The following is a 14686-nucleotide window of genomic DNA, read 5'->3' as shown; positions in this document are numbered from 1 at the left end:
TTACTGACGGAATTAATTCTTAATTCCTTACCTATTTCTTTTGTTCAGTTTTCAAAGAACTTTTTTCTTTTACCGCGTCACTCTCTTAAAGCAGCGACAAAAACTATCTTACCACATATCTTCTTTCGAAGCAACAACTTTTTTAAAAGTTTATGTTTGTTTTTGTCGAACGTTATGTAAGAAAAGCAACAACGTTTATTACTATATCAACGATACGGACGCCCGTCAACGCTTTTTTAAAGATTTTATTAAAAAACCTCTTTTCGTGTCGAAAAGAGGTTTGCTTTCTATAAGGAATACTTCTCTAAAAGATCGTTTTTCGTCTTCCATACTTGAACGGAAAGATCGACAAAATACTCTTGTGGATTCAATCTTCGTAAGTGCTGCGGCCAGAACAAACCAAGCTGTTCCTGATGATAGCGCCGAATTTCTTCTAGGTTCGGAAGGTCATACACAAGCTTTCCTTCTATATAAACGGGCTGTAGCAGTTCTTCGGCAATAAAGGAAGAAACAATCTTACTTTTGTATGTGTGCACTGGATCAAATAGTTTAATATCTTTTTCAGGAAGCACTTCATCATCCATCGCAATGTAATCCGCTTCTGCTTTTCCGTTTGAGTTGATGATACGGTAGACCTTTTTATATCCAGGTGTTGTGATTTTCTCTACATTAGAAGAAATTTTGATCGTAGGTACGAATTCTCCGTTTTCATATTTAGCTACAACTTTATAAACGCCTCCGAGTGCAGGCTGATCTGATGCTGTAATAAGCTGAGTACCAATTCCCCAAGAAGTGATTTTTGCACCTTGTGCTTTTAAATCTGAAATCACATCGTCGTCCAAGTCATTACTTGCTACGATCCCCACATCTGTTAGACCTGCTTTATCTAACATTTTCCGAGCCTGAATAGATAGGTATGCTAAATCACCACTGTCCAACCGTATACCTTTGAGTGATTTCCCAGCTTCCTTCATCTTTAATCCCACTTTTATCGCGTTCGGTACTCCGCTTTTTAACGTATTGTACGTATCAACCAGTAAAACGCTTTGATTAGGGAGAGCTTCTGCAAACCGTTCAAAAGCCTCTTCTTCTGTTTCGTGATCTTGGACCCACGCGTGTGCATGCGTTCCTTTTGTCGGAATACCGAAAAGTTTTCCGGCGCGCATGTTCGATGTGGCATCAAATCCGGCAATGTATGCGGCACGTGCACCCCATATTGCGGCATCAGCTTCCTGGGCACGACGTGTTCCAAACTCCATCAATTGATCATCTGGAGTGACATACCGAATCCGAGCCGCTTTCGTCGCGATTAAAGTTTGATAGTTCATGAAATTAAGCAGTGCTGTTTCCAACAAGTGCGCTTCAAACACACGGCACTTTATGCGAATTAACGGCTCATTCGGAAACACGACCGTTCCTTCTTTTACAGAGAATAATTCTCCCGAAAAGTTGAAGTTCTTTAACTCCTCTAAGAAAGATTCCTCATACTGCTCTTCTTGTGTTCTTAAATAGTCGATATCTTCCTCTTTAAAATGAAGATGCTCCAAATAATGAATGATCCGCTCAAGTCCCGCGAATACGGCATAACCGCTTTTAAATGGATTCTTTCGAAAGAACGCTTCAAATACGCGAATGTTGTTGTGCGTTCCGTTTTTCCAATGGGCGTACATCATATTAATCTGGTACTTATCTGTATGTAATGCTAAATCTTCATAGCTCATGTATGAGTCCCGCCTTTCTCTCTCTTCATTTTTCTCTATTTGGGTAGTTGTTAAACATAGTAAAAAGCCCGATAACCTAGAAGATCATCGGGCTACTTCTTATTCTGAGATGGAAAGACGCTTTTCAATCTCTTTTACTCCATTTTGATCGACAACGTAATCACCCATAAATTTCTCGCCATTTACGCCGTATACTTCTAAGTTTGATTTCCACTGATTATCCGCTGGACTAACACTCAGAACCACTTCGTATTCCTTAACATCCTTCAATTTGTTCATGCTTGAAGGTTTTTCAATGATTAATTTGTATGATCCGTCGGGATTAACATTAGTCACATCCGATAATCCTGAGACAATATAATTCGGAATATCCAAGCTCCCTTTCAATCTTGTACCCTCTAACAGATTTGACTTTCCTTCTATATAAAGATACTTATCATCTTTTTGAATGTCGGGTTCATCTAATCGAATTGTAGGAGCACCGTAATCTTCAGGCTTTTCCCATTCAGGCTTCTTTATTTTAGCAGAAGCATTCGATTCATCCTGAGGAATTTCAAGGGTTAAAAGTGTGATGTTCTGCTGCATATCTGATTCTTCTTGCAACCTGACAAACGGACCTTTCAATTTTTCACCGTTTTCTCCATAGTGATCTTTGATTGGTTGATTGTCGGAATGAGGATCAAACTCTATTTTAACTTCAATTAAACCTTCAGAGCTTTTTGGTATTTTTAAATCTGTTTCAAAAGTACCGTCTTCACTAACCTGTATTCGATCTGAACCACCAATTAAAGTATCTTCTACACTATCCATCGTAACTAATAGGTTAGAGTTTGAAATAAGATTCGTTTGACCTTTAACCGTAATCAGCTTCCCTTTACGATCTGCCTCTCCTTCAAACCATACTTCATATTCACCTTGGTCTTTAGGTGCTTTTGCTTTTTTATCTGTGACCTTAACAGATTCTTTTTCACTTTTACTCTCTTGTTCTTGCTTTTCTTTATTACCGCTTGTTGATTCGTTACTACTACACCCCGAAACCATTAGGGCAATGCTTGTAGTTATGAATAAAAACTTTAATTTAGTCAAGATTCAATCCCCTATTCTACTCTGGCATCTTCCGCGTATTCATCAATGAGTTTTAGTACTCTGTCTGTTTCTTGATTCAATTCTTCTTGTCTAGCATCATGTTTTTGAGAGGCATATTCTTTAAGAGTTTTATTTCTTTCCGAAATGAGATCGTCTAACTTCTCCAATTCCTCTTTAGACAACTTTTCTTTTTTATATAATTCCATTTTCACGCTTCGTAGCAACCCAAATTCATCTATAAGGCTATCCAAAATCTTTGAATACACTTTTCTCATAGAATGACCCTTACCCGAACTACTCCAATTTACGCTTGATGAATCCATCGATGAACTCCAGTTGATACTGGCATCATGCATCGCTTCAGACCAGTTGGAATCCACTTCATCAAACAATTCTTTTTGAGAAGAAACAGATTGGAATTCACCTCCACCTGCTTCTGCTACTGCTTTTAGCTGTTGTTGGCCTTCGTTATCTACATCAAAGCCAATAATGTTTACTTCTGCCTTGATGTTCGACTCGTGTAACTTTTTCGCCGCTTCTACAGGATTTCCGTCACATGTCTCAATTCCATCACTCACGATGTAAATGACGTTATTTCCCTCTTTTCCTTGTAGATCCTTTTCAGCCGCTTCAATGGAAGCTGCGAGCGGTGTCCAACCGGTTGGCTTGAATTTAGAGAGAGATTGTCGGAAAGTTCCTTCATTATATGCGCCTAAAGGGTACATAACTTCCGTACTTTCACATGAGACCTTCTTGTCTTTATCAGCGTTACTTCCTTTATGTCCATAGACGCGCAGCATGACGTTCGCGTCATCAGGCAATCCACCTGCAAACTTCTTCAACGCTTCTTTTGCCGCCGTCATTTTATCCGTTCCTGAAACCTTTCCTGCCATACTACCGCTTGCATCTAAAAGAATGGCAACATTAAGAGGACCTTCCTTCTTCTCCTCTCCGTCTTCACTTTCTTCTTGATACTTCTCATACGCCTCTACTTCTTCAAACGAAATGTCAAAGTCCTCTAACTCCTGAAACCCAGGCTGATGATTGGCAGCGAATCCAGCAACAATTCGGTTAAAGGCTTCCTCAGCCTTCATACCTTTAGGATAGTTCTTTGTGATTTTGTTAATCTCTTTATCAAGAGCATCACCTTCAAGATCTTTTACCTTTTCGTTATACTTACCTGCACCCTGTTTCACCATCTCTTCAGGATCAGTAGGCGCTTTTTCAACCGTCTCTTTTTTGGGTTCTTTTTTCTTTTCATCAGTATCCGATGCTGTTTTTTCGGTTGAGCATGCGGTTAATAGAAGAAGTAGAACGATAAAAATGACAGCAAATAAATTACTAGATTTGTTCATTTAATAACAAATTCCCTTCTTAGTAGTTTCTCTTATACCTTTTTTTCAAGGCCATGGGTATTAAACCCTTGCATAGTTGCATAACCAGCTTATAAAGATAATCTTTTAGCCAAAGATAGGACCAGACTTTTGATACCTTTTTTAATTTCTAAGCTGTGACAATAATGTTTTTTCGAACAAAATATCATTTTTGTCATCCGTATTTCGGTCTAATGCTTCTTGCCAATTAGAACGCTCGAAAAAAGGAATTTGATTACCTTGAGGATCTTTTTCAAATTCTATTAAACTTTTTCTTAATCCAGATTGATATTTTTCTTCCGTTAAAAATTTGAATACATCTTCCGCTTTTGCTGCTGTTTTTCTTTCATTACCACTTAGAGTCTTCAAAACTGTACTAAGTTCTTTAGAAATACGGACAAATTGTTTTTTTGCCACTATCTGAATATATAGATGCTTATACTGAAGAAGCGTAAATTCTTTCATTAACAATGTAATATTGTCTAATACAACTTGATCTAATATGGCTTCTTTCATCATATTATTAAAGATTTTCATAGCTTCTGGCCGTATTTCTTTAATTCTTTTATAACCGTTATCTAATTCTTGAATATTTTTAATAGCAGTCTCAATGTCATCTTTACTTGTTGTAACAAACGGTTTAATTTCATTTAAAAGATTTATCGTATCTTTTAAAATCGCTGTCGGTTTATTACTTTCTGCTTGTCCTTGTTCATAAAGACCAAACATATACGAGTTAAATGCAATAAACATTCTATACGGAGGAATTGCTTCATCTCTGGAGGCGACATCTCCATCCTCACGTAAAACTAAATAACCTTTTGTACTACCTAATTTGTTATAGGCCGCTACGCGAAAACGAGAGTCATTACAAATAACTGTATACTTTGCTATATCTATTTTTTCTAGGAAGCGTTTATACTGTTTAAAATTTGCTTCTATTGACATAATTCATCTCCTAAAGATTTGAAAGGGTCTTTGGCGAATTCGTAGGTATTTTTGTTACTTTTGTTCACCTAGCAATCAGAGTTGCTTCTATACGAGGCAAGTCCTTTGCCCCCTAACCATTAAACAATTAGTTTCTTAACATAGACAAAGCTTCAATTTCAAAGTCTTTATTGCTCCTCTTGTTTGTGATCTCAATAAACTTAGCTTCCCAATCGTTGGATTGGTCATAAAAAACCATCTTATTTCCTTGTTCATCTACCTCAAACTGTTTTAAGTTTTCATAGATATCATCTATATATTTTTTCCCACTTAGAAAACTGAAGATATCTAATGCTTTTTTTATATTCTCTTTATCTTTCCCACTACTGTTATAGTTTTTTAATTCTTGAGTTAATGCAGTAAAATCTTCTTTCATGCTAAGTTGTAAGTATAGATTCTTATATTGTTGAATAGAAAATTCATTCATTAGATAGTCTACTTTATCTACATTTGATTTCTCTAACTCTCCTAGTTTAATCACTTCATCATATAATTTTAGTGCATCATCATGTAATGTCTTAAATCTTAAAAATCCATTATCTAGATTTGTAATTTTTGAAACAGCATTATTCACGTGAATTGAGTTAGATTGTACAAAAGGTTTAATTTTTTCTAATAAATTTATAGTGTCTTTAAATACTGCTGTAGGTTTATTCATTTCCTCTCTACCTTGATAAACAATGCCTGTGAGATATGAATTAAATTTTAAGAATAAGTAATAAGGGTCTATGGCTTCATCTCTTCGGCATTCCGTCCCATTGGCTTGTAATGCTAGATATCCTTTTGCCTTGCCAAATTTATTGTATACGCAAAATTTATAGAAACTATCATGAATAACAACATTGTATTTTGCTATTTCAATAGTCTCTAAGAACCGCTTATGTTTTTTAAAATTTGCTTCAATAGCCATGACTCATCTCCTTAACAAGTAAGTACTTTCCCTTGAAGCATTATTCTCCATGCACATTATTAAAAATCTTTATAAAATTTGAAATAGAAAACCAAACTTAACGGTGCGACTAGCCGTATATTAATAGATATAGAAGAACATAAACACGTCTCCATCGTTTTTATTTTTTGGATAAGTGCAAATAACCACACTAAACTAATTAGATGGATTTCTTAAAGTGTTTAAAGCTGCTAGAGCATCTTCGGATTGCTCAATAATTACATCTTTGGATATCATAATTTTGATACTCTCCATTTCATCCGATCCAATGGTTTGACTTGTTCTCATGTGGTTTTTATATGGAAAAAGTTGGATAATAATAGGAATTAACTTTAAATTATAAGAAAACTTTTTAGTCCAAATATATTTAAACACCCGAGCTCTATCTTCTTCTGTTTCTAACTGCACTTCATTCTGTTTAAAAGCAGACCTAACCATACTTTCATTGTATTTACGCATTTATATACAGTCATCCATTGTGACAAGTTCTAAATCATTCGTTTTTGAAGCCAACTCAAAACTTTTTCCTACTACAAACTCTATATTTTTCTGTTCTTTAATAATCTCATCTGCACATTCTTTGAAATTGGTAAGGCTCTTAATAACCTCTTGTGGTGCTTGTTGATGAATAGTTGAAGAAAGTTTCGTTAAAATTCGGCACAGCTTTTGATAGCGTTGTAAAGTACCACTTTCAACCCATTCAAGTCCAAATTCAGTAATGTTTTCAAATGAAGTGTTATAAACCAATCCGTATACAAAAGCTTTTTTTACTTGATTAATAGGTAAAACCGCTCCATCTTCTCTTACTATTAACTGTCCTCGTTTAGTTGAGAATTTAAAATTATAGTATCTATCGCCTTCAATATCTAGTAAGGAAGGAAAAACATGAATTTGTTTATTATTCTCCTGAAATCCTTTGGCAATATTTAATATATGGTCCGGCAAACTCTTAATTGTTATCATTAATTCTTAAAATTCCACCTCTTTTTTGGTATGTGTTTTCTGAAACTCTGCTGGTTTTGGATCAAAGTATTCCATGGTGAACTTTGGAACGAACTTGTTGTTCTGCAGATAACCTGATCCCCATGTTGGATCCATCGTTAACCAGCGTCCGTCCACCTTTGTCTCTACCCACGCATGATTCTGCCCAGCAAACCCTGTTACCATCTGCGCTGCCATACCACTTGCACGTAAAAGAGCAATCGCTAAATACGCAAAGTCCTGACAAACGCCTTCTTTTTCGTCCAACGTTTTTAACGCACTGTCATCAAACTCAAACGTTCGATTGTTTAGCTTGCCTACATCATAGCTCACGTTTTTTGCGACATACTCGTATACTGCTAGTGCTTTTTCTTTATCAGTCTTTTTATTTTTCGTTAGTTGCGCTGCTAATTTCTTAATCTCAGGAGCATCCGACTGAATACCTCTAGATGGCAAGGTGAATCTTTGATCACTCGTGTTTGTATTCTCAACCGCGAAATTTGCTACACCAACAAAGTACTGCATATATCCGTTCGTTTTTTGGAATTCTGGTGCCATTAAAGACACTTCGTATTTCCCAGGTCCAAAACGGAGGAAAAACTCTCCCTCAAACTTATTGTTTTTAACTGGAATCGCGTACATCGCTTTTAGGTCGTCTTTCTCTGTCTGAACAAAAACGACATTCGTCTTGTTTGCATCCTCACCTTTTGGATCAATTCTTCCTTTAATCTTGTATGTCAGATCCGCTTTTTCACCGCCTACTTCTGGGGACTCAAGTTTGAAGCCTTTTTCCTCATAAGCAGAGGAATACTTCACAGGTTCAAAGGATTCACTAGATAAATTTTTTACATATAAGTGAGCCGCATCTGTAAAAAAGTCGGTTGATCCTTCTTTAGGCGTCATGATCTGTACCTCATGAACACCCGCACCATAATAAAGAGGGATTTTATGTGCGAACTTTCCATTCTCAACCGGAATCATAATTTTAGTAGATTCACTTTCTTTCTTAAGCTCAACCATAAGCTGTTCAACACTAGAATCAGCAACCTCACCCTCTAGCTCAAAAGACCCATCTCTTTCCATATACCCATTTATGGAATTTTTTAACTTTAAATCATTTTGAAATGCGTTCTTCGTATAAGCAATATCTCTCTTAATCTCAGGGTTTACGTTCTCTACATCAAATGAGGCAATATCATAATAGTAATCTTCAGCCGAATCGCTCGGTACACTCACTTTGACAGAATAATTTCCCTTCCCATTAAACAGCTGAATCTTCTGTTCAAACTTGCCTTCCTTCAAAGGAGCGTAATAGCTGAAGTCGCGACCGTTCGGCCCATCTTCATCACTTCTTACTTTGATCCATACATGGTCTGACTTGAAACTGTTATACTTTTTCGCCTTACCTTTAATAAGTACAGTCGAGTTTGCCGTAAACTCTTTGTACTTAGGGCTCGATAACGTCGCTTCCACTTCTTCTGCGTATGGAAGAAGTTCTAACTTCTCTAATTTATCCTCATTGTTCGCTTTTTCAGCAAGTGTCGTGTACTTGTCTTTTTTCTCTTCTTGTTCAGGTTTGGCAGATGGGTTTTGGTCTGATGTACAGGCGGTTAGTGTCAAAACCATGAGAAGCAGAAGAGAATTGGTTAGTTTGTTTTTCATTTGTTGCACTCCTTTGTTAAATATTTTTACCTAATACGTTTCATACTTTCTTCTTTTCTTTCAAGAAGTCCCAAATGGTTACTTCTAACACTCGGAAGCGCGACAGCAATGGGTACCAAACCATAAAAAAGGGAGGTATAACCTTGTTTAAAAAGGTAAAAGGAAATTGGTCCTATTGCTCCGTAAAATATAATAAAGAGATACAGATAGTTCTTTCTCCATCTATCTACTTTGCTTATCACTTCTCACACTCCTATTTAATTTCTTCTATTTTGTAGTTAAAAAGAAAAGAGATGGGATTTCCATCTCTTTTGCAAATCCTATAGTGTAATAAATATTACGAATTTAGGTTGAAATAGTTTCTAATTACGTAACTTGGCATCAAACCTGCAAATTAATTCCTTAGCATGGTGAGGATATCATTTTTAAAGTTGTTTTCCATCTTTTCATTGATATTTGAATTAAGCTTCTCTTTCCAATGTTCATGATCTTCGGTATAAAAAGAGGTTTGTTTTCCATGAATATTTGTTTCAAATTCAATTATACTTTTCTTTAAATTGGTCTGGTATTCATCTTCAACCAAATACCTTAACAATTTTTGCATTTCCTTAATTTGTTTTTTTACCTGGTTATCTTTAATATCCTTATTGCTTATCTCATTAAGAATGGATGTGTATGTTTCTTTCAATCCAATCTGCAGATATAGGTGTTCATATTGTCTTTCAGTAAATTCCGTCATTAAATCAGAAATTCGATTTGTAATTTTTTTATCTAATGTGCTCTTTGCCTTTACTTCATTATTAAATACTCGTTTAACCTCTTCGTAAATTCCTCTTAATCTGTTAAATCCTTTATCCAATTTCTCTAACACAGAAATAGCATGTGTTACCTCATCTTTAATTCTATGGTTCTTGGTTAAAGAAAACTGCAAAAGTTTTATAGTTTCTTGAAATGCCCCTGTAGGTTTATTTTTCTCTTCTAATCCAACAGTTGTAAAACTAAGCATATATGAATTAAATACCATAAACATTCTAAAAGGCTGTATTGATTGATCTCTTGCACATACACTTCCATCTTTATTTAAAATTAAGTACCCTTTTGTTTGTCCAAATCTTAAATAACCTATTACACTATAATATTTATCTTCACAAGCAATTAAATAGTTCGTCTTATCAATTGTCTCGAGAAATTTTTTGTGTTTTTTCACGTTATTTTCTATCGTTATTTCCTCTCCTTTAAAAAAATCCTATTTCCTAATTATATTTTGCTCCTTTTCACGAATATTGTTTATATGATTTTTCTTCATCATAGGCAGACCTAAAGCGATACCCAACATGGCATACGGAAACCCTTCACTTCCACCTAACCACATGAAGAGATTGTAAGGAACATAAATCCCATAAATAAAGATGTACATCATCATATAAAAACGACGCCATTTCTTTTCACTTTTTGACATCAAATTCCTCCTAGCTAATCTTCTAATTAAGGTTATATTTCTCGTTTATATCCCTCTTCATTTGTTCAAACGTTTTTTCGTTCATGGAATTCAAATAATTTTCTACTTCTAGACCTGATTTCTCAATAAACTCATTTAATTTCTCTTCTTTTTCTTCTAGAATTTCTCTTTGATCTCTCGTTATATAATCCTCATTCGAAAGATAGGTAATTGAGCCGCTAATATTAATAGATAGCTTTCTTTTTTTACTGTCCCATTCATTAGTAAAACCAAGAGCCTCAAAATAACGCTCTACTTTTATGGCATCCGCTTCTCTAAGAGAATCTTTCTTCCACTGTTCCCAACGTTTTGCTATTTCTTCAACTCGCTCAAATTCTTTTTTTAACTGAGTTTGATCGTTAATATCTGTATAGATTCCACCAGCTGCGGCAGCTACGTCTTTTAACTGTTTTTGCCCTTTCCCATCAACATTAAAGCCGATAACGTTAACGATCGGAGAAATATTAGAATCTACTAATTTCTTAGCTGCTGTAACAGGATCACCCTCACATGTTTCAATACCGTCACTCACTAGAAATACAATATTGTTATTCTTATCTGCTGGATATTTCGCTAAATCTTTTTGTGCCTCTTCTAACGCTAATGTGATTGGCGTCCATCCTTTAGGCTGAAATTGATTCAGCGCTTTATCAAACTCAGCCGCATTATAAGATGCTATAGGATACACTAGATCTGAGCTTTCGCAAGACAGTTTTTTATCCGAGTCCGATCCACTCCCTTTATGGCCATATACTCGCAATCCCACGTTCGCTTTATCAGGTAAAGATTGTACGAAGTTATCAATAGCTTCTTTGGCTAATTCCATTTGAGTTTTACCTTTCACCTTCTTAGCCATAGAACCGCTTGCATCTAATATAATTTCCACATTATAATTTTCTTTAAATTGAAATTTAGGGTCTTCAATTTCCGGGCTACCGAACGAATACAACTTCCACTTGTCAACAAGAGTAGCCGGATCTGTAAAGCCATTCCAATAGAGGGCTACAAGGTTATTGAAATACAAATCTAAGGTCTCGTCACTTGCGTTCTCATCCAGTTTAGGCATGTATTTTAAAAGCTCTTCTTTTACACCACTTGTAGTATCATATACTTCTTTTCCAGCAAATTTTCCATTTGGATATGCAAAAACCTCATTAATAGAAGTAGGAGCTGGGGGAATTTCCTTTTTTAATTTACTATCAGATTCTACCTTTTCGGGTTTACTTTCTTTTTTCGTTTCTTGCTTAACTTCCTTTTTTGAGTCTGCAGGTTCATTTACTTCTTCTGAGTTGGCGCATGCCGTAAATAGGATGAGTAAAAGTAGAAAATAAGACAACATATGCGTATTTCTAGACCTCATGGAATATTCCACCTTATTTTTTTATAAAAAAAGAGATGTATTAACATCTCTTTTTAGATACTTTCTTCTTCTTTTCGTTCAATCGTTCGTAAATGATTTCGTCTAATAGTAGGAAGTGCAACAGCAACTGGAACCAATGCATAAAAAAAGGAAGTATTCCCTTGTGTATAAAAATAGTAAGCAATTGGCCAAATTATTATATAAAATACAATAAAGAGATATAGATAATTCTTTTTCCATTTCAATAAGTTACTAGCCACAGCCACTAATCCACCCCTTCTTTAATAAATGGCCTTTCTTCTGAAATCTCCAATATTTCTGGAATGAATTTCATCGTCGCTACCATGTATCCATTCATGATATAAATAAGAAATTGAGAATATAAAGAAAGGAAGAATTACTGCATTTCCTAACATAATAAATAAATTTAATACAATAAATGAATTACTTGTAAAAAGAGCTAAAAAATACGAAACATAACTAATTAAAAAATCCAAAACCATAAAGATTAAAATCAGCATAAACAATCTTGTGAAATTCTGCTTTGCAAATCTTATAGATTGTTTAACAGCTTTCCACCATGTCTTATTTTCAATAACTGTTGCTTGAGGTATAGCAATCAGAAATACCATTAATATAATGCCTGGAACAATAAATAAAATTGCTCCTGCTAGTATAATAACTGCACAGATAATACTTAGTAGGTAGATCATAAAACCTTTTTGAAGTGATAATCCATATATGTGTCCAACTCTATACTCTTCATCTTGAATATCTAACTGAAATAAAGAAATAAAGGGTAATTGTATTAAAGAAAAAGTTATAACAGTAAAAAACAACTGAACCATCGTTTCCCACAAACGAATTTCAAAAATAGAAAACGGTAAAGCAATAAGGTTTGTGAAAAAAGTAAATAGTACTTGCAAAGGGATTATTATGGTAAATCCAAGTAAAATAATTTTCTTTATATTTAACTTGTACATATATAATGATTTTAAAATTATATTTTTCAACTTTACACCTACGTTCTTGGGTTTTTATACTGAGCTAACACTTCCCCTACATTCGGATGTTCTTCTAGAGGTACGTCTTCAGACCAAACATAATCCATATCTAACACTTCTTTTCCTATACTAGACTCACTACTTATCATAAATTTCTTAAATGGACTGAGTTGAAGATTGTAAAAGGCTAACTTAGGATCTTTAAGAAACGATTGATTGGATAAAAAATCAAATATTTTTTGACGGTCCTCTTCGGTTTCAATTTGAATAGTATTCTGCTGATGTGCTGCTCTCACCATTTTAAGAGTTAAAGAACGTAGCTCATTAAAATCTTCTTTGGTAACTATTCCGCTCTTATTGGTTGATTGTACTTTTTCTATACCGTTTTTTACAGCTTGTTCAATTTCTATTTGAAGAGATATTATAGTTCTTGCTGTATAGATAAATTGATCTATGGATTGCAAAATACTTTCATCGTTTGAAGCATTAGTTAGTTCATCTTTTATATTTAAAAGAATTTTCTCTAATTTCATATAATTTTTCTTTGTTTTCGCTTTAACCCATTTTCGGCCATTTAAAATACTTAAAAGACCAACATAATAACTATTTGCCAATAAAGCCACATATTTAATTTCTTCCAATGATTTAATTTGCCCATCTTCATCAATAATTAACTTCTCTGCTGAGGGATTGAATGTAAAGTAGTAGTATTTTTTGTTATCAACAAGAAACGCCGAAGGATAAACATCAGGCTTTTCCTTTTGTTTATTAAATTCATTTAAAGATTGATCAATTCTTGAAGGTAATGTATTTATTGATAACATATTATCTCCTAACTAAACCATCCGGCAATTTCTCCAGTAACTTTAGATACTCCTTTTACAATTCCCTTTCCAGCTTTCACCGCTGTTCCAACAGGATCTTTGATTGCTTTAACTATCGTTTTACGATGCTCATAAATTTTAGAACCTGCCCATAAAGCGCCTCCAACAACAGCTAAACCTGTAGCGACAGGTGCTCCAAATCCAGTAGCGGAAGCAATAACCGCTCCAGACATTAAAGTTTCTCCTAAAGCACCAATACCCTCCGCAATTTTCCCTTTAGAAAAACTATTCACCATTTCAGTACCAGATATCCCTACATTAACAACAGCAAATGGTAATGCAATTTTACCAAGAAAAGTTGTTTTGTTAATCTCCATTGGCTTTGAAACATCACTTATAAAGCTACCAAAGTTTTTAACTTTATTTAGATTAGATGCTTGATTAAACGACAAATTATTGACCGTTTTCATTAATTCATAACTTGACTTAATCTCAGTGGGTGTTTTCAAAAAATTTGAAACAGCTTTATAATTATCGTAACCAGTCATGGAGTCTAGAGCAAATTTTGCAGCTTGGCCTGCTTCAGTATCTGTATCAACCATTTCACCTAAAGCTGCTCTTAACGCTTTATTACTAAAATCAGAAAAGTTTGCCTTTCTCCAATCAATTTGGCTAAAATCATTTGCACCATCTGCTGCTCCAGTCTCAAGACCACTCATGATAAAATCTTTCAAAACCCATTTCCCAGACTTATATAGGGGACTATCTGTAAAGGAATCGTTTTTAGAATTATTGTCCGATGATGCTGAATTACCACCTTCAACCTCTTGGGGATTTTCCGAAGTATTTCCTTCTTCATCAGTAGGAACATCGCTATTCTCTGGACTTGTTCCTGGTTTTGTATTTGGATTCACATTTCCATTGTCAGGGTTTGCCCATGGACTATTAGGGTCAATCCCATCCCCACTTCCAGGTTTTAGAGGACTCCCTGGAATGATTGGAGAACCTGGTTGAATTGGAGACCCGGGGGTTATAGGTGTACCTGGCTGTATAGATTCACCAGGTATAATTGGGCTACCGGGAGTAATTGCTGAACCAGGTGTAATAGGCTTTCCGGGTGTAATAGGCTTTCCAGGTGTAATAGATTCACCAGCTAAAGCAATAAGAGGAAATGTATGTAAAATCAATATCGTAAATGCTGTTATAGCGGCAAACTTCGAAACCAATCTTTTTATTCTCAC

The 14686-nt window shown here is 34.9% G+C and carries 15 protein-coding genes; all 15 read right to left on the bottom strand.

Features of this window, described 5'->3' with window-relative positions; genetic code table 11:
• Nucleotides 1-287: 287 nt before the first annotated feature.
• The 15 genes from IHV12_RS22100 to IHV12_RS22030 all read right to left on the bottom strand — a co-directional run bounded on the left by IHV12_RS22100 (nucleotide 288) and on the right by IHV12_RS22030 (nucleotide 14686).
• Entirely contained in the window at nucleotides 288-1721 is a 1434-nt protein-coding gene (locus tag IHV12_RS22100; protein WP_197192259.1) for a nicotinate phosphoribosyltransferase, read from the bottom strand.
• 99 nt (nucleotides 1722-1820) lie between these two features.
• The gene (locus tag IHV12_RS22095) at nucleotides 1821-2807 is read right to left on the bottom strand and encodes a hypothetical protein (protein WP_197192258.1); all 987 of its coding nucleotides are present in this window, start codon (nucleotides 2805-2807) and stop codon (nucleotides 1821-1823) included.
• Between the two features lie 11 nt (nucleotides 2808-2818).
• Nucleotides 2819-4162 carry a VWA domain-containing protein gene (locus IHV12_RS22090; protein WP_197192257.1) on the bottom strand — a complete coding sequence of 448 codons (1344 nt, stop codon included), beginning with the start codon at nucleotides 4160-4162 and terminating at the stop codon, nucleotides 2819-2821.
• Between the two features lie 141 nt (nucleotides 4163-4303).
• Nucleotides 4304-5128, bottom strand: coding sequence for a hypothetical protein (locus tag IHV12_RS22085; RefSeq protein ID WP_197192256.1), 825 nt, complete (start codon nucleotides 5126-5128; stop codon nucleotides 4304-4306).
• A gap of 127 nt (nucleotides 5129-5255) precedes the next feature.
• A complete protein-coding gene (locus IHV12_RS22080) occupies nucleotides 5256-6077 on the bottom strand; it encodes a hypothetical protein (RefSeq protein WP_197192255.1) in 822 nt (273 codons plus the stop codon).
• A 195-nt stretch (nucleotides 6078-6272) separates the two neighbouring features.
• Nucleotides 6273-6575: a hypothetical protein gene (locus tag IHV12_RS22075; RefSeq protein WP_197192254.1), complete on the bottom strand. Its 303-nt coding sequence runs from the start codon at nucleotides 6573-6575 to the stop codon at nucleotides 6273-6275.
• Nucleotides 6576-7079, bottom strand: coding sequence for a hypothetical protein (locus IHV12_RS22070; protein ID WP_197192253.1), 504 nt, complete (start codon nucleotides 7077-7079; stop codon nucleotides 6576-6578).
• Nucleotides 7080-7085: 6 nt separating this feature from the next.
• The gene (locus tag IHV12_RS22065; protein ID WP_197192252.1) at nucleotides 7086-8759 is read right to left on the bottom strand and encodes a transglutaminase-like domain-containing protein; all 1674 of its coding nucleotides are present in this window, start codon (nucleotides 8757-8759) and stop codon (nucleotides 7086-7088) included.
• A gap of 394 nt (nucleotides 8760-9153) precedes the next feature.
• Entirely contained in the window at nucleotides 9154-9966 is an 813-nt protein-coding gene (locus tag IHV12_RS22060) for a hypothetical protein (RefSeq protein WP_197192251.1), read from the bottom strand.
• Between the two features lie 39 nt (nucleotides 9967-10005).
• On the bottom strand, nucleotides 10006-10218 hold the full coding sequence (locus IHV12_RS22055; protein ID WP_197192250.1) for a hypothetical protein: 213 nt from the start codon (nucleotides 10216-10218) through the stop codon (nucleotides 10006-10008).
• A 22-nt stretch (nucleotides 10219-10240) separates the two neighbouring features.
• Nucleotides 10241-11617, bottom strand: coding sequence for a VWA domain-containing protein (locus tag IHV12_RS22050; RefSeq protein ID WP_197192249.1), 1377 nt, complete (start codon nucleotides 11615-11617; stop codon nucleotides 10241-10243).
• Between the two features lie 53 nt (nucleotides 11618-11670).
• Nucleotides 11671-11877, bottom strand: coding sequence for a hypothetical protein (locus IHV12_RS22045; RefSeq protein ID WP_197192248.1), 207 nt, complete (start codon nucleotides 11875-11877; stop codon nucleotides 11671-11673).
• Nucleotides 11878-11898: 21 nt separating this feature from the next.
• Nucleotides 11899-12630 (bottom strand): hypothetical protein, encoded by a 732-nt coding sequence (locus IHV12_RS22040; protein WP_197192247.1) that lies wholly within the window; start codon nucleotides 12628-12630, stop codon nucleotides 11899-11901.
• A gap of 8 nt (nucleotides 12631-12638) precedes the next feature.
• Complete coding sequence (locus IHV12_RS22035) at nucleotides 12639-13445, bottom strand: hypothetical protein (RefSeq protein ID WP_197192246.1); 807 nt, start codon at nucleotides 13443-13445, stop codon at nucleotides 12639-12641.
• 8 nt (nucleotides 13446-13453) lie between these two features.
• Complete coding sequence (locus IHV12_RS22030) at nucleotides 13454-14686, bottom strand: hypothetical protein (RefSeq protein ID WP_197192245.1); 1233 nt, start codon at nucleotides 14684-14686, stop codon at nucleotides 13454-13456.

It is taken from the genome of Fictibacillus sp. 7GRE50, assembly GCF_015903875.1.
Classification (GTDB): Bacteria; Bacillota; Bacilli; order Bacillales; family Fictibacillaceae; genus Fictibacillus; species Fictibacillus phosphorivorans.
The sequence above is the reverse complement of the archived record's forward strand: the minus strand, read 5'-3'. Positions and strand labels throughout refer to the sequence as shown.